This is a genomic window from Microbacterium sp. ProA8 (genome assembly GCF_039905635.1).
Classification (GTDB): Bacteria; Actinomycetota; Actinomycetes; order Actinomycetales; family Microbacteriaceae; genus Microbacterium; species Microbacterium chionoecetis.
The window spans coordinates 3,430,853-3,445,354 of record NZ_CP157000.1; the positions used below are offsets into that span (position 1 = coordinate 3,430,853).

The 14,502-nt window shown below is 70.3% G+C and carries 16 protein-coding genes; 12 read left to right on the forward strand and 4 right to left on the reverse strand.

The features are described from left to right. Positions 1-99 precede the first annotated feature (99 nt). The gene (locus ABG085_RS15390; RefSeq protein ID WP_347976610.1) at positions 100-510 is read right to left on the reverse strand and encodes a metalloregulator ArsR/SmtB family transcription factor; all 411 of its coding nucleotides are present in this window, start codon (positions 508-510) and stop codon (positions 100-102) included. 121 nt (positions 511-631) lie between these two features. Between ABG085_RS15390 and ABG085_RS15395 the strand changes: the two genes are divergently transcribed. Genes ABG085_RS15395 through ABG085_RS15405 form a run of 3 tightly spaced genes read left to right on the forward strand, consistent with a single transcriptional unit; the run spans position 632 to position 3,143 of the window. Further along, the gene (locus ABG085_RS15395; RefSeq protein WP_347979218.1) at positions 632-2,044 is read left to right on the forward strand and encodes a potassium transporter TrkG; all 1,413 of its coding nucleotides are present in this window, start codon (positions 632-634) and stop codon (positions 2,042-2,044) included. Further along, the gene (locus ABG085_RS15400) at positions 2,037-2,708 is read left to right on the forward strand and encodes a TrkA family potassium uptake protein (RefSeq protein WP_163618314.1); all 672 of its coding nucleotides are present in this window, start codon (positions 2,037-2,039) and stop codon (positions 2,706-2,708) included. The genes ABG085_RS15395 and ABG085_RS15400 overlap by 8 nt, the downstream gene beginning before the upstream one ends. A gap of 42 nt (positions 2,709-2,750) precedes the next feature. Continuing rightward, entirely contained in the window at positions 2,751-3,143 is a 393-nt protein-coding gene (locus ABG085_RS15405) for a nuclear transport factor 2 family protein (protein ID WP_347976611.1), read from the forward strand. A gap of 15 nt (positions 3,144-3,158) precedes the next feature. Here the strand turns inward: ABG085_RS15405 and proC are convergent, their stop codons facing one another. Genes proC through ABG085_RS15420 form a run of 3 tightly spaced genes read right to left on the reverse strand, consistent with a single transcriptional unit; the run spans position 3,159 to position 5,726 of the window. Beyond that, positions 3,159-4,001, reverse strand: a complete 843-nt coding sequence (gene proC / locus ABG085_RS15410; protein ID WP_347976613.1) for a pyrroline-5-carboxylate reductase — start codon at positions 3,999-4,001, stop codon at positions 3,159-3,161. Next, entirely contained in the window at positions 3,998-4,708 is a 711-nt protein-coding gene (locus tag ABG085_RS15415; RefSeq protein WP_347976614.1) for a GntR family transcriptional regulator, read from the reverse strand. The genes proC and ABG085_RS15415 overlap by 4 nt, the downstream gene beginning before the upstream one ends. Before the next feature lie 16 nt (positions 4,709-4,724). Beyond that, positions 4,725-5,726 carry an ornithine cyclodeaminase family protein gene (locus ABG085_RS15420; protein ID WP_347976615.1) on the reverse strand — a complete coding sequence of 334 codons (1,002 nt, stop codon included), beginning with the start codon at positions 5,724-5,726 and terminating at the stop codon, positions 4,725-4,727. A gap of 257 nt (positions 5,727-5,983) precedes the next feature. Between ABG085_RS15420 and ABG085_RS15425 the strand changes: the two genes are divergently transcribed. From ABG085_RS15425 to ABG085_RS15465, 9 genes are all read left to right on the forward strand, one after another. Further along, positions 5,984-6,907, forward strand: coding sequence for an ABC transporter permease (locus tag ABG085_RS15425; protein WP_347976617.1), 924 nt, complete (start codon positions 5,984-5,986; stop codon positions 6,905-6,907). Next, positions 6,904-7,812 carry an ABC transporter permease gene (locus tag ABG085_RS15430; RefSeq protein WP_347976618.1) on the forward strand — a complete coding sequence of 303 codons (909 nt, stop codon included), beginning with the start codon at positions 6,904-6,906 and terminating at the stop codon, positions 7,810-7,812. The genes ABG085_RS15425 and ABG085_RS15430 overlap by 4 nt, the downstream gene beginning before the upstream one ends. Next, entirely contained in the window at positions 7,809-8,819 is a 1,011-nt protein-coding gene (locus ABG085_RS15435; RefSeq protein ID WP_347976619.1) for an ABC transporter ATP-binding protein, read from the forward strand. The genes ABG085_RS15430 and ABG085_RS15435 overlap by 4 nt, the downstream gene beginning before the upstream one ends. After that, positions 8,816-9,661, forward strand: coding sequence for an ATP-binding cassette domain-containing protein (locus ABG085_RS15440; protein WP_347976620.1), 846 nt, complete (start codon positions 8,816-8,818; stop codon positions 9,659-9,661). The genes ABG085_RS15435 and ABG085_RS15440 overlap by 4 nt, the downstream gene beginning before the upstream one ends. Before the next feature lie 11 nt (positions 9,662-9,672). Next, on the forward strand, positions 9,673-11,211 hold the full coding sequence (locus ABG085_RS15445) for an ABC transporter substrate-binding protein (protein WP_347976622.1): 1,539 nt from the start codon (positions 9,673-9,675) through the stop codon (positions 11,209-11,211). 84 nt (positions 11,212-11,295) lie between these two features. Next, positions 11,296-12,519, forward strand: coding sequence for an amidohydrolase family protein (locus ABG085_RS15450; protein ID WP_347976624.1), 1,224 nt, complete (start codon positions 11,296-11,298; stop codon positions 12,517-12,519). After that, positions 12,516-13,280 carry an aspartate/glutamate racemase family protein gene (locus ABG085_RS15455; protein ID WP_347976625.1) on the forward strand — a complete coding sequence of 255 codons (765 nt, stop codon included), beginning with the start codon at positions 12,516-12,518 and terminating at the stop codon, positions 13,278-13,280. Before ABG085_RS15450 ends, ABG085_RS15455 begins: the two co-directional genes overlap by 4 nt. Positions 13,281-13,338: 58 nt before the next feature. Further along, positions 13,339-13,737, forward strand: coding sequence for a metalloregulator ArsR/SmtB family transcription factor (locus ABG085_RS15460; protein WP_347976626.1), 399 nt, complete (start codon positions 13,339-13,341; stop codon positions 13,735-13,737). Between the two features lies 1 nt (position 13,738). Further along, entirely contained in the window at positions 13,739-14,413 is a 675-nt protein-coding gene (locus ABG085_RS15465; protein WP_347976627.1) for an SRPBCC domain-containing protein, read from the forward strand. Positions 14,414-14,502: the final 89 nt, after the last annotated feature.

Genomic DNA, 14,502 nt, shown 5'->3' on the forward strand with positions numbered 1-14,502 from the left:
CGAGCGAAGCGAGACGAAACGCCCCGAGCCGACGACAAAGGTCGCCTCAGAGCGTTTCGTCTCGTCGCTGCGCTCCTCGCTCAACGACCGGACGGCAAGTCACCGGCCGGGCAGGCGCTTGAAGGCGTTCTCGAAGGCGTGCTTCGCGGATGCCGCGGCCCGGCCGACCACCTCGGCCGCGTGGGCGGCGGAGTCGGGCAGCGCCGCAGCGGCCCCTTCGCCGGCATCGCCGGCGTCGCCGTCGAGGAACGGCACGAGCCAGTCGTCGACCTCGTCCAGTGGCTCGGCCGAGAGGCTGTAGTAGCGGTGCTGCCCCTCTTCGCGGACCGAGACGAGGTGCGCGTCGCGCAGCACCTTGAGGTGCTTCGACACCGTCGGCTGGCTCGCGCCGAGCTCCGTGACGATGTGCGACACGCTGGTGCCGCGCTCTCCTGCGGACGATCGATCGAGCAGCAGTCGCAGGATGTCGCGACGTGTTCCGTCTGCGATCACGTCGAAGATGTCCGCCATGTGCTCAGATTAGTCGGGAGCCCTGCGGAGTACCATGATCACGACCGCCGGCGGTTCAGCCGTTTCGCATCAGGAGGATTCCCGTATGACGGATGGCAGGCGAGCCGCCCCCGTCTCGGGCATGGGCCGCCTGCGTGTGCTCGGCCACGCGTTCATGGAATTCTTCCGCGACCTGACGCAGCGCTCCCCCGCGCGGTTCGCGATCCTCATCTTCCTCTCGCTGATCCTGCTCTTCACGGGACTGTTCTCCCTGCCGGTCGCGGCGGCGAGCGGGCAGGTCACTCCCTTCGCCGACGCTTTCTTCACGGCCGTGTCCACCATCTGCGTCACGGGACTGGCGACCGTCGACATGGCCACGCACTGGTCCGCGTTCGGGCATGTGCTGGTATTCATCGGCGTCCAGATCGGTGCGCTCGGCGTGCTGACGCTCGCCTCCATCCTCGGCCTCGTGATCTCACGCCGCCTCGGACTGCGCGCCAAACTCATCGCCGCGAGCGACTCGAACCCGCTCCGCACCCACGGCGGGCCGGTCAACGAGGGCCAGACGGTGCAGCTCGGCCAGATCGGCAGCCTGCTCGCGACGGTGGCGCTGTCGACCCTCGTCATCGAAGGGATCATCGCGATCCTCCTCTATCCGGGGCTGCTGCTGGCGGGCGTCCCGTGGAACGTCGCGCTGTGGGAGGCTCCGTTCTACGCCGCGATGTCGTTCACGAACACCGGCTTCACGCCGAACGCCGAGGGCCTCGAGCCCTTCCGTCACGACTACTTCTTCCTGACGGTGCTCATGGCCGGCGTGTTCCTCGGCTCCATCGGCTTCCCTGTGATCTACACCCTCCTGCGGCAGCGCTGGCGGGTGCGGCGGTGGTCGCTGCACGCGAAGCTCACCATCATCACCACGGTGGCGCTGTTCTTCCTCGGCGGCGCGGTGTTCCTCGTGCTCGAGTACGACAACCTCCTCACCCTCGGCACGAACGACGCGTGGGACACCACCTTCCAGGCGTTCTTCCTCTCCGCGATGACGAGATCGGGCGGCTTCGCGATCCTCGACATCGGCGAGCTGAATCAATCCAGCCTGCTGGTGGCGTGCATGCTCATGTTCGTCGGCGGCGGCTCCGCGTCGACCGCCGGCGGCATCAAGGTCACCACGCTCGCGGTGATCGCGCTGGCCGTCGTGTCGGAGGCGAAGGGACGCGCGTCCAACCAGGTGTTCGGCCGGCGCATCCCCAGCGATGTGCTGCGCGTCGCGCTGTCGGTCGTGGCGTGGGGCGCGACGATCGTGGCCGTCGCGACGATCATCATCACCCAGATCACCAAGGCCGATCTCGGTGACGTGCTGTTCGACGTCATCTCGGGGTTCGCGACCGTCGGCCTGTCGACGGGGCTCACCGCCGAGCTGCCGGATCCAGCGGTTTACGTGCTCGCGATCACGATCGTCATGGGTCGCGTTGGTACAGTGACTCTCGCCGCGGCCGTGGCCGCGTCATCCCGTTCGCAGCTGTACTCGCTGCCTGTGGAAAGGCCCATCGTTGGTTGAGCGCATCAGGGGCGACGCCCCCGTTCTCGTGATCGGACTGGGGCGCTTCGGCGCTGCCTGCGCGGGAGAGCTCGATCGGCTCGATCGCGAGGTGCTCGCGATCGACGACAGCCTCGACCTCGTGCAGAAGTGGTCCGAGCGCGTCACCCACACCGTCCAGGCCGATGCCCGCAACATCGACGCGCTCAAGCAGATCGGCGCGCAGGACTTCTCGGTGGCCGTCGTCGCCGTCGGCTCGTCGATCGAGGCATCCGTCCTCATCACGGCCAACCTGGTCGACCTGAAGGTGCCGCAGATCTGGGCGAAGGCGGTGTCGCAGTCGCACGGCAAGATCCTCGCCCGCGTCGGCGCCAACCACGTCATCTATCCCGAGCGCGAGGCCGGCGAGCGCGTCGCCCACCTGGTCAGCGGCCGCATGCTCGACTTCATCCGCTTCGACGACGATTTCGCCCTCGCCAAGCTGTATCCGCCGAAGTTCATCCGCGGCGTCGGCCTCAACGAGTCCGGAGTGCGCACCAAATACAACGTCACTGTCGTCGGCGTGAAGAGCCCGGGCAAGCCGTTCCGCTACGCCGAGGCGAACACCGTGGTGACCAACCACGACCTCATCATCGTCTCGGGCACGAACTCCGACATCGAGCGGTTCGCCTCGCTCGAGCGCTGAGGCGCTCTGTCGGATGTCCCCGCCGCGCGGCATACTCGCGGCATGACAGAGCGCAACACGACGGAGGCCGCGGCCCGGCGATGGGTCGAAGCGTACGAGAACGCTTGGAAGACGAACGAGCCCGACGACATCCGGGCCCTCTTCACCGACGATGCCGCGTACTACACCCAGCCATGGGGTGAACCGTGGGCCGGGGCCGACGCCATCGTGGCCGGCTGGCTCGAAGCGCGTGACGAGTCGGGCACGTACGAGTTCGAGTGGGAGATCGCCGGCGTCGACGGCGATCGCGTCTTCGTGGACGGGCGAACGGACTACGCGCCGAACGACGAGCTGCCTGACGGGCGCCGCTACCGCAACCTCTGGGTGATCGACCTCGACGAGGACGGCCGGGCGCGTTCCTTCACCGAGTGGTACATGACGCAGCATCGCGACTGATCCGCCCCCGAGAGCTCACCCGCCCTGCGCGAGTTCCCGCGCACGCGCGAGCGCCGCGTCGGTCGCCGCCACGAAGACGTCGTCCAGGCGCGCCTCCTGGAACACGGCGATCGCCCGCTCCGTGGTGCCCTTCGGACTCGTCACCCGTCGACGCAGCTCGGCAGGGTCGTCACCGGATGCCTCGAGCAGCGCCGCGGCGCCGATGAAGGTCTGCTCGGCCATGAGCCGCGCCTCCGCCTCCGAGAACCCCTTGCCGAGCGCGGCCTTCGTGAACTCCTCCACGAGGAGGAAGAAGTAGGCCGGACCCGAGCCGGAGATGGTCGAGAGCGCGTCGATCTGCGTCTCCGGCACCTCGATGACGGTCCCCACGGTCTCGAACAGCCGGCGGACGGTGGCGACGGCCGCCTGGTCGGCGAGCGATCCGGCCGCCAGTCCGGTGACGGCGCGCCCGACGAGCGCGGGCGTGTTGGGCATCGAGCGCAGCACCGCGACGCCCTCGCCGAGGAGCTCCTCGAACGTCGCGATCGTGACGCCGGCGGCCAGGCTCACGACGATCGCGCCGGGGCGCAGGGCCGGGGCGATCTCCCTGAGGAGGTCGGGGACCATCGCCGGCTTGACACCCACCAGCACGACGCCCGCGGCGGCCGCGGCATCCGTGTTTCCCGTCGGGTGCTCTTCGAGGGCGATGCTCGACACGCCCACGAGACCATCGAGTTCGGCGGCCTTGGCGCGCGAGCGGTTGGTGGCCGTCACTCCCCCGGCCGCGAGGCCGGAGCGCGACAGGCCGCGGGCGATCGCCCCGCCCATCGAGCCGGCGCCGAGGATCGCGATGGGCGGGAGGGCGGGGATGTCCGTCATCCCGCCATCCTAGGAGGCCCCTCGTCGCGCCGGGCGCTGCGCGTGGAGTCGTCCAGGATGATCGACAACGACGGCTCCCGGCCCTTCTCGATGTGGGAGAACGCCAGGCTCTCGGCCAGCCGATCGTTGCCGGCGGCGATCGCGGCGAGCAGCTCGTCGTGCTCGTGCGACTGCACCGCCGGATCGCGCCCCGCGCCCGTGAGGTAGAACAGCCACGTCATGCGCCCGAGGACCGCGCGCATGAGCGCCGAAAGCAGGCTGCTGTCGGCGACGTCGACGATGCTGTCGTGGAACCGCGCATGCGCCTCCGCGATCGCGAGGCGGTCGCCGTCGGCCACGGCGCCGTGGGCGAAATCGAGCGAGGCGTCGAGCCGCGTCGAGTCGGCTCCGCGCAGGACGTTCTGCGCCGCCCGGCGCGCGGCGAGCGTCTCGAGGCTCAGACGCACGTCGAACAGCTCGTTGATCGAGCGATCGGTCCAGCCCTCCACGCGCGCACTGCGCCGCGGAGCCGTGCGGACGAACCCGTCGTTGTCGAGCCGTGCGATCGCCGCGCGGATCGGGATGCGCGAGACCTGCAGCTCGGCGGCGAGCCGATGCTCCTTGAGGGCCGAACCCTCCTCGAACCGCCCCACGATGATGCCGCGGCGCAGCGTCTGGTACGCCTGCGCCGCCAGAGATTCATCGGTCGCCACGAGCGTGTCGGTCATCGCGCCCTCGATTCGGTCATTCGCGGATCGTGACCATCGTGCCAGCACCTGCGGCGGCGGCGCGCCGCAGGATGTGATCTGCGGCGGCCAGATCCTGCAGACCGATCCCCACCGAATTGAAGATCGTGGTGTGCTCCGGAGAGGTGCGCCCGGGCACGAGACCCTCCAGCACCTCGCCGATCTCGACGATGTCGGTCTCGGCGAGGGCGCCCGACGCCACGGCGTTGCGCACGTTGCCAGAGTCCGCCCAGGCCACCTGGCGGCTGTCGACCGCGACGACCGCCGCCCGGGCGAAGACGCCCGGCTCGAGCTCGCTGTAGGCACGTCGCGGCGGGGAGCCGACGGCGTTCACATGCACTCCCGGCGCCAGCATGCCCGCGCTGAGGATCGGCGAGAGCGAAGGGGTCAGCGTGCAGACGATGTCGGCCTCCCGCACGGCGTTCGCCGCGGACGCGGCGGCGACGGCCGGGATTCCGAGAGCGCGCAATCCGTCCGTCGCGCTTCGGGCGCGGTCGGCAGAACGGGACCACACCCGGATCTCGTCGAGCTCGAACGCCCGATGGAGCGCCGCGGCGTGCTCGATCGCCAGGGCGCCCGAGCCGAGCAGGGCCACGGTCCGCGAATCCGGGCGGGCGAGCGCGCGCGTGGCCATGGCCGTCGCCGCCGCGGTGCGGATCCTCGTGAGCGCCCGGCCGTCGACCATGGCGAGGCACTCCCCCGTGTCGGCGGCATACAGGCTGACCGTGGACCGCTGCGCCGGACGCCCGAGTTCGCGGTTGCGCGGGGCGTCTGCCAGCACCTTCACGGCGAACAGCCCGAGGTCGGGAGCGAACGACAGCATCGGGACCACGGCCGGCGAATCGGCGGCCGCCGCCGACGGGTCGCGCAGCGGCACGGGGGCGGGCTGAACGGCTCGACCGGTCGCCAGCTCTCGGTGGACACGCTCGAGGGCGGAGAGCAGCCCCTCCCAGTCGACGAGCCGTTCGACGTCGGTGGACGTCAGCGTGCGTGTGCCCATCGAGTTCCTTTCTGTATCCCAAATGGAGCCTGTGCGAACAGGTTAGGGGATGACGAGCGATGACATGCAGCAGCCCTGCGGGCTGGGTGGCCCCCGCAGCGATGACTCTGCGGCCCGTGTTTTCAAGGAAATACAAGCGCAGGACAGTCGATGAGATGCTCGCAGAGTTTCACCTGTCAGTAACTCCACGTCACGCCGATGAAACATCCATCCCCGATTCTGTATACCGAATCGTCCAATCGAGGGAAGGCAGCGGAATGGGAAAGGTGCTCGGGCATCGCGCCGTGCAGTCCCTGGTCACGATCTTCATCGTCGTGACCATCGCGTTCCTGCTGGGGCGCCTGAGCGGCAGTCCTGCGGCGCTGCTGCTCGGCGACACGGCGACGACCGAGCAGATCGACGCGCTCGACAGCGAGCTGGGGTTCGATCTGCCGTTGTGGCAGCAGTACGTCGACTACCTCGCGGGAGTGTTGACCGGCGATTTCGGCGACTCCTACCGGCAGCCCGGCGTGTCGTCCATGGAGCTGGTGCTCGAGCGTCTTCCCGCATCGCTCCAGCTCGGCGCCGTGGGCCTCGTGCTCGGGGTGCTCCTCGCAGGGTCTGCCGCGGTGCTGATCCAGCTCACGGCGAGTCGGACGCTGCGCACCACGTTGCTGGGACTCGGCTCCGCTCGGCAGGCGATCCCCGACTTCTTCTTCGGCCTGCTGCTCGTGCTCGTGTTCTCGGTCGCCCTGGGCTGGCTCCCCTCGCTGGGCAACCGCGACCCGCTGGCGATCGTGATGCCGGCCGCCACGATCGCCACTGCGCAGTTCGTCGTCTACCTGCGACTGCTCGACAACTCCCTGGGCGAGCAGTTCCAGCTCGACTACGCACGCACGGCCCTCGCCCGTGGCGAGCGTCGCTCGCATGTCGTCCTCGCCGAACTGCTCCCCAATGCGGCGCTGCCGGTGCTCACGATCGCCGGCATCAGCCTCGGCGCTTTCCTCGGCGGGCTCGTGATCGTCGAGAACGTCTTCGCCTGGCCGGGCATGGGGCAGCTCATGCTGAGCGCGGTGTACTCGCGCGACTTCCCCGTCGTGCAGTCGGGGCTCATCGTCGTCGCCCTTCTGTTCATCATCTGCAATGCGCTGGTCGACGTGGTCGGCGCGTTGCTCGACCCGAGAGTGAGGCGGGCCGCATGAGCACCACGGAGTCCGATCGCATCGCCGCCGTCCCGGCGCCCGACACCGCCGCACGCTTCCGCTTCCCCACGTTCACCGGGCTCGAGCGTCTGGGGTTCGGGCTGCTGGGGCTGGTCGCCGCCTATCTCTTCGTCGTCCCGCTGCTGCCCGGCTACGACCCGTACACGCAGGACCTCGGCGCGACGCTCGTGCCGCCGTTCACCGACGCCCAGCACCTGCTCGGCACCGACATGCTCGGCCGCGACCTCGCGAGCCGCCTCGCCCTCGGCGGGCAGGTGTCGCTCGGGATCGTGATCGTCGTCGTGGTGTTCAACGCGCTGATCGGCATGGCGACCGGCATGATCGCCGGCTACGCGGGCGGCCGGCTCGACAACGCCCTCATGGCGTGGGCCGATGTGCAGCTCGCGATGCCCGTCATCCTGGTCCTCATCGCGATGTCGGCGGCGCTCGGCCCGAGCGTATGGCTCATGATCGTGACGCTGGCCGCGACCTTCTGGGTGGGATACGCCCGTGTCGCCCGCAGCACCGCGATGTCCTTGCGGGAGCGGGATTTCGTCGTGGCTCCCCGCATCCAGGGAGCGACACCCGTCTGGACCGTCACCACCCACATCGCACCCCACGTCAGCGTGCAGATGCTGATCCTGGCCTCCGCCGACATCGGCGGGGTGCTGCTGCTGACGTCCTCCTTCGACTATCTGGGCCTCGGCGTCCAGCCGCCCACCCCCTCCTGGGGTCTGCTCATCAGCGAGGGCCAGAAGTACGTCCGCGATGCGCCGTACCTCGCGATCGTCCCGGGCATCGCGATCTTCCTCGTCGTGATCGGGACCAACCTCGTGAGCCAGCGCTTCACGGCCGAGCGAGAACTGCACACGCTCCGCCGCCGCAAGAGAAAGGCCACTCGATGACCACTCGAGAACTGCTGCGCGTCGACGACCTCGTCGTCGGGACCCGCGGCCGCGACGGCGAAGTCCGCATCGTCGACGGCGTCTCCTTCAGCGTCGGCGAGGGTGAGGTGCTGTGCCTGGTCGGAGAGTCCGGCTCGGGCAAGAGCCTGACCATGGCCGCCGTGCTCGGCCTTCTGCCGGCCGGCGTGGAGGTGCTGGGCGGGTCGGTCTCGTACCGCGGCCGGGATCTGCTCGGAATGCCGGAACGCGAACTACGCGCGCTGCGGGGTGACGAGCTCGCGATGGTCTTCCAAGACCCGATGACCGCGCTGAACCCGGTGAAGCGCGTCGGGGCGCAGATCGCACGTGCCGTGCGGCTGCACGGAGAGCGGCGGTCGGCGGACCAGGTCGACGAGCGCGTCGAGGAGCTGCTGCGCTCGGTCGGCGTCCCCGATCCGGCCGAGCGGGCGCGGGCATACCCGCATCAGTGGTCGGGCGGGATGCGCCAGCGCGCCGTCATCGCGATGGCGATCGCCCATGATCCGCGGCTGCTGGTGGCCGACGAGCCGACGACCGCACTGGACGTCACGATCCAGGCGCAGATCATGCAGCTCCTCGCGGACGCACGTCGGCGCAGCGGCGCCGCGATGGTGCTCATCACGCACGACCTCGGTCTGGTCGCACAGACCGCGGACGAGATCTGCATCATGTACTCCGGCCGGATCGTCGAACGCGGCTCCGTGTGGGACATCTTCGACAGGCCGCGGCATCCGTACACCGCAGGGCTGCTCGCAAGCCTCCTCGCGGTGGATCGCCGATCGGGCCGCGCGTACGCGATCCCCGGCTCACCACCGGCACCCGCCGCTCGCCCGCAGGGCTGCGCATTCGCCCCCCGGTGCGAACTGGCGGCGAAGTCCGAGGAGTGCCTCGGCACGCAGCCCGGTCTGGTCCCCCTCGCGGACGGACACGCCGCCGCCTGCCACCACGTCGGCAGCGTGGGCGAGTTCGCGCGGGCGGTCGCCTCGTGAGCGCGCTGCGCTCGGTGGATGCCCCGGTCCTCGAGATCGACGACCTGCACGTGCACTTCACGCGCCGAACGGGACTGTCGCGCCGGCACGTCGTGAAGGCGGTCGACGGAGTCTCGCTCACCCTCGCCCGCGGCGAGACGCTGGGGCTGGTCGGCGAGTCCGGCTGCGGCAAGTCCACCCTCGTACGGACGGTCTTCGGCTTGAACACCCCGGTGTCGGGCACCATCCGGGTGCTGGGCGAGAAGCTCGACGAGCTGCCGCCCGCGCGGCGCCGCGCCGTGCAGAACCGCGTTCAGCTCGTCTTCCAGGACCCGTACTCGTCGCTCGACCCGCGTCTGAGCGTCCACGACATCGTGGCCGAGCCGCTGCAGATCGTCGGCGCCTACTCCAAGGACCGCGTCGTCGAGCTGCTGGCCGACGTCGGGATCGGGGCCGACACCCTGCGGCGCACGCCGGCGCAGTTCTCGGGCGGGCAGCGCCAGCGCATCGGGATCGCCCGCGCGCTCGCCCTGCGGCCGGAGGTGCTCGTGCTCGATGAGCCGGTGTCGGCGCTCGACGTGTCGGTGCAGGCGCAGGTGATCAACCTCCTGACCGATCTGCAGGAGAAGCACGGCCTGTCGTACCTCTTCATCGCCCACGATCTCTCGGTGGTCCGCTATCTGGCCGACCGCGTCGCCGTGATGCGCGAGGGGCGGATCGTCGAGCAGGGCGACACCGACCGCGTCTTCGAGACGCCGCGGCACGAGTACACGCGGACGCTGCTGTCCGCCATCCCGATCCCCGACCCGCACCTGAGGTCGGACGCTCCACCCGCACCGCACCGCATCGCCGAGAACAGCTGAAAGAGGATCCCATGTCACGCACACCTACGACCCGGCTGCACCGCGCAGCACGAGGCGCCGCGATCGTCGCGGTCGGCGCCCTGGCCCTGGCGGGCTGCGCCGCGACCGGAGGAACCGGCGCCGCCCCGGGCAACGAGCTGACCATCGGAGTCGTGACCGAGCCCGAGAACTCGCCCGACCCCATCGTGGACGGCTCGCTCGCGGGCTACAACATCTACTACAACCTGTTCGACCAGCTGACGAAGCTGGACGAGGAGGGTGCCATCCAGCCCTCGCTCGCGACCGAGTGGTCGTCGAACGACGACTTCACCGAGTGGACCTTCACGATCCGCGACGACGTCGAGTTCCACGACGGCACGCCGCTGACGGCGGAGGACGTCGTCTTCACCTACGAGACGGTGCTCGCCACTCCCGACTCCGACAACCTCGGCTACATGGGGATGCTCGAATCCGTCGCTGCGACGGATGCCACGACGGTCGTGTTCACGCTCAACTCGCCGTTCTCGCCGTGGCCGTCCATCACGACGGCCCAGTCGATCGTGCCGCAGGAGGTCTATACGGAGCTGGGCTCGGAGGAGTTCGCCCAGGCACCGGTCGGAAGCGGTCCCTTCTCGTTCGTCAGCTGGACCCGAGGAGTGGACTACGTCCTCGCGGCCAACGACGAGTACTGGGGCGGCGCACCCGAGGTCGAGACGCTCACCTTCCAGACGGTCGCCGACGAGGAGGCCCGTCTCAACGGCGTCATCTCGGGCAGCCTCGACATCGCCCTCATCTCGCCCAACCAGGTGTCGGCGATCGAGGGCAGCGGCGTCGACGTCGCCTCCCGCCCCTCCAACGGCGCGACGTTCCTCGGCATCAACTCCACCACCGGACCGCTCGCCGATGCCCGCATCCGACAGGCCGTCTGGCACGCGATCGACGGCGAGGAACTCGTGAGCGCCGTGCTCGCCGACCGCGCCGTGGCGAACGACCAGATCGTGGCCCCCAACGTCACCGGCTACGTCGAAGACGCCGAAGGCCCCGCATTCGACCCGGAGCTCGCCGAGTCCCTCCTCGCCGAGGCGGGGTACGACGGCACCCCGATCGCACTGGAGTACGCGACGGACGGACGCATTCCGATGAGCGCCGAGATCGCGCAGGCCGTGGGCGGCTACCTCGAGACGGTCGGCATCACCGTGGAGCTCGTCGGCATGGACCAGGCGAGCCTCTCCAACCGCATCTACGGCACCGTCGACATGGCCGGGCTCTACCTCAACACGTGGGCGCCTTCGACGATGGACGGCGACATGCCGATCACCAACATGTTCGCCGGCGGGCAGAACGACTACGCCAAGAGCCCGGAGACGGCAGCCCTGGTGGCGGAGCAGCGCACCGTCGCCGGCGCGGATCGGATCGAAGTGTTCGACCGGCTCGCAGCGGCGAACTTCGCATCGGCATATCTCATCCCGCTGTTCACCCCCGTCGCCGACTACGCCGTCGCCCCCGGCATCGACTGGACACCGCGGGTGGACGGCGAGTACTCCCTCGCGGACGTGACCTTCGCCGACTGACCCGCGCAGAGCCGGCCGGCCGCACCCGGCCGGCCGGCTCTGCCACGCCCCGACCCCGACCCTCATCCGAGAAGCGAGCGCCCCATGCCGACCACCGTCCTCCGCAACGTCCGCCCCTGGGGCGGCGCTCCCGCCGACGTCGTCCTCGACGACAGCAGGATCGTCGACATCGCGCCGGTCTCCTCCGAGACCTTGCCCGCGTCCGCCGAGATCGTCGACGGCCGCGGCGGCATCCTCCTCCCGTCCTTCAGCGACGTGCACGTGCACCTCGACTCGACCCGGATGGGACTGCCGTTCCGCGAGAACACCGCGGGCGACACGCGCTGGTCCCACATCATGAACGACCGCGCGAACTGGCGCACCGCCGAACTGCCGGTCGCGGAGCGCGCCACGTACACGCTCGGGCGCATGATCGCGCAGGGCGTCACGCGCGTCCGCAGCCACGCACAGATCGACGCCGACTCGGGCCTGGAGAAGTTCGAGGGCGTGCGGGCGGCGCGAGAGGCCCACCGCGAGCGCGCGGACGTGGAGATCGTGGCGTTCCCCCAGGTCGGCATCCACCTCGAAGAAGGGGTGCCCGATCTCCTCGACGAGGCTCTCCGCGACGGCGCGGATCTCATCGGCGGCATCGACCCGTGCGAGATCGACCGCGACCCCGTTCGTCATCTCGACACCGTCTTCGACCTCGCCGAGCGACACGGCGTGGGCATCGACATCCATCTGCACGAGGGCGGCTCGATGGGCCTGTTCTCGCTCGATCTCATCGTGGAGCGCACCCGCGCCCTCGACCTGCGCGGGCGCGTGACCGTCTCGCACGCCTTCTCTCTCGCCTCCGGTACGCCCGCGGTCTCCGACGCGATCGACGCCCTGGCTGAGCTCGACATCGCACTGACCACGATCGCGCCGAAGGGCTCGCTAGCCGTCCCCCTGGACCTGCCCCTGCAGGAGCTCCTCTCGGCGGACGTGCGCGTGGGCCTCGGGATGGACGGGCAGCGGGACTACTGGTCGCCCTGGGGCAACGGCGACATGCTCGAGCGCACGTGGATGCTGGCGTACACGCAGGGGTACTCGCGCGACGACCTGATCGAGTCCGCGCTCGCCGTCGGCACGTGGGGCGGCGCCGGAGTGATCGACGCCTCTCTGCGGCGGGTCGGTGCGGACGCCCGGCCCGGCGTCGACGTCGGCGACCCGGCCGAGCTGGTGGTGCTGCGCGGCGAGACGCCGACCGCCGCGGTGATGGACCGGTTCGCGGAGCGCACGGTGATCCACCGCGGGCGCGTGGTGGCGGCCGACGGCGAACTGCGATGACCACGGCCGCCACCATCCTCGTGGTGAACTGCAACACCGACGAGGCGATGACCTCCGCCATCACCGGGATCGCCCGCGACGCGGCCCGCGACGGCACCCGCATCGTCGGCATCGGGCCGTCCTGGGGCCCGCGGTCGGCCGAGGGATACCTCGAGAGCTTCGCCACGGCGGTGGCCACGATCGATGCGGTGCTGGCGTACGAGCAGCCTTTCGACGCGGTGGTGATGGCCGGCTACGGAGAGCACGGCCGCGAGGGCATGCGCCAGGCGGTGCGCCAGCCGGTTGTGGACATCACCGAGGCCTCGGCGTATGTCGCGTGCCTCGTCGGACACCGGTTCGGGGTCGTCACCACGGTCTCGAGCGCCATCGCCGGCATCGAGGACAGTCTGCGCAGCGCCGGCGTGCGCGATCGGTGCGCGGGGATCATCGCCAGCGATGTCGCGGTCTCCCACATCGCCGACGAGCCCGAGACCACGAGGTCCGCGCTGCTGCGGGCGGCGCGTGCCGTCGTCGCACGGGGTGCGGACGTGGTGGTGCTCGGCTGCGCGGGATTCGCCGGCCTCGACGACGAGCTCGAACAGGCGCTGGGGCTCCCCGTCATCGACGGGGTGGCCAGCGCCGTCGCCCTGGCGGAATCGCTCGTGGCCCTCGGCAAGCGCACGAGCACGGCGGGGCCGTACGCGCCGCCCGACGAGGCAAAGCAATGGCTCGGACCGCGGCCGGGTCGGTTCCGCGAGCTCCCGTCCGTGGCGGCACAGTGAGCGGGCAAGACCTGACATAGCTCTTGACTTATATAAGTCGTGGAGCAAGTATGGAGTCGTGCACGCACTCGACATCCTCGGCGATCCGGTTCGCCGGCGCATCCTCGAACTCCTGGCGGAGGGCGAGCGCAGCGCCGGCGAGATCGGCGAGGACGTGCAGCGCGAGTTCGGCATCTCCCAGCCCGCCGTCTCGCAGCACCTGCGCGTGCTGCGGGAGGCGGGATTCGCGACCGTGCGCCCCGAGGGCGTCCGGCGGCTCTACGCGATCGCGCCCGAACCCCTCGAGAACGCGGCAGCGTGGTTCGACCCGTTCCGGCGCTTCTGGCAGCCCCACCTCGACGCGCTCGGCACCGAGCTCGCACGGGGCCGCCGTCAACGGCGGCTCGCGGCCGAGGAGGAGCCGCAGACGGATGCCGAGCCCGATGAATCCGACACGACCGACCCCCAGGAGGAATGACATGGTCGACGTACAGCACCAGCTCGACGCGGTGAGCCGCGAGATCGAGACCGAAGAAATCGACGGCTTCCCGGCGCGCATGCAGACGCTCGCGCAGACGTATCCGTCCCCCATCGACGACGTGTGGGACGCCGTCACCACCACGGAGCGCATCGCGCGCTGGTTCCAGCCGATCTCGGGCGATCTCGTCCTCGGCGGCCGCTACCAGATCGAGGGCAACGCGGGCGGCGAGATCCAGGAATGCGCGCCCCCGGCGAACGGCTCGGCCCACTTCAAGGCCACCTGGGAGTACGGCGGGGGCGTGACCTGGCTCACGGTGCGGCTGACGGCGCAGGGCGAGGACGCGACACGGTTCGAGCTCGAGCACATCGCGCGCACCGACGACGTCCCCGCCGAGTTCTGGGACACGTACGGTCCCGGTGCCACCGGTGTCGGGTGGGACGGCGGCCTCCTCGGCCTCGCCCTCCACCTCACCGGCGGCGACGGCCCCTCTCCGCAAGAGGCCGAGGCCTGGGCGTTCACCGACGAGGGCAGGTCCTTCTACCGCGGCGCCGCCGACGCCTGGGGCACCGCCCACGCCGCCGACGGCACCGACCCTGCGGCAGCCGCCCGCGCGGCGGACAACACCTACGCGTTCTACACCGGAGAGCCCGCCCCCGCGACGGCCGAGGACTGAGGCGGGCGCCCCGCACGCGCGGGGGTGACGGATGCCGCGGCTCGCGGCATCCGTCCCCGTTCCGCACGTTCGCCACGGCGGTGACCGGT

Coding starts and splice junctions, on each gene's coding strand:
- ABG085_RS15390 (WP_347976610.1), bottom strand. CDS start 510: ATGGCGGACATCTTCGACGTGATCGCAGACGGAACACGTCGCGACATC.
- ABG085_RS15395 (WP_347979218.1), top strand. CDS start 632: ATGGGCCGCCTGCGTGTGCTCGGCCACGCGTTCATGGAATTCTTCCGC.
- ABG085_RS15405 (WP_347976611.1), top strand. CDS start 2,751: ATGACAGAGCGCAACACGACGGAGGCCGCGGCCCGGCGATGGGTCGAA.
- proC (WP_347976613.1), bottom strand. CDS start 4,001: ATGACGGACATCCCCGCCCTCCCGCCCATCGCGATCCTCGGCGCCGGC.
- ABG085_RS15415 (WP_347976614.1), bottom strand. CDS start 4,708: ATGACCGACACGCTCGTGGCGACCGATGAATCTCTGGCGGCGCAGGCG.
- ABG085_RS15420 (WP_347976615.1), bottom strand. CDS start 5,726: ATGGGCACACGCACGCTGACGTCCACCGACGTCGAACGGCTCGTCGAC.
- ABG085_RS15425 (WP_347976617.1), top strand. CDS start 5,984: ATGGGAAAGGTGCTCGGGCATCGCGCCGTGCAGTCCCTGGTCACGATC.
- ABG085_RS15430 (WP_347976618.1), top strand. CDS start 6,904: ATGAGCACCACGGAGTCCGATCGCATCGCCGCCGTCCCGGCGCCCGAC.
- ABG085_RS15435 (WP_347976619.1), top strand. CDS start 7,809: ATGACCACTCGAGAACTGCTGCGCGTCGACGACCTCGTCGTCGGGACC.
- ABG085_RS15445 (WP_347976622.1), top strand. CDS start 9,673: ATGTCACGCACACCTACGACCCGGCTGCACCGCGCAGCACGAGGCGCC.
- ABG085_RS15450 (WP_347976624.1), top strand. CDS start 11,296: ATGCCGACCACCGTCCTCCGCAACGTCCGCCCCTGGGGCGGCGCTCCC.
- ABG085_RS15455 (WP_347976625.1), top strand. CDS start 12,516: ATGACCACGGCCGCCACCATCCTCGTGGTGAACTGCAACACCGACGAG.
- ABG085_RS15465 (WP_347976627.1), top strand. CDS start 13,739: ATGGTCGACGTACAGCACCAGCTCGACGCGGTGAGCCGCGAGATCGAG.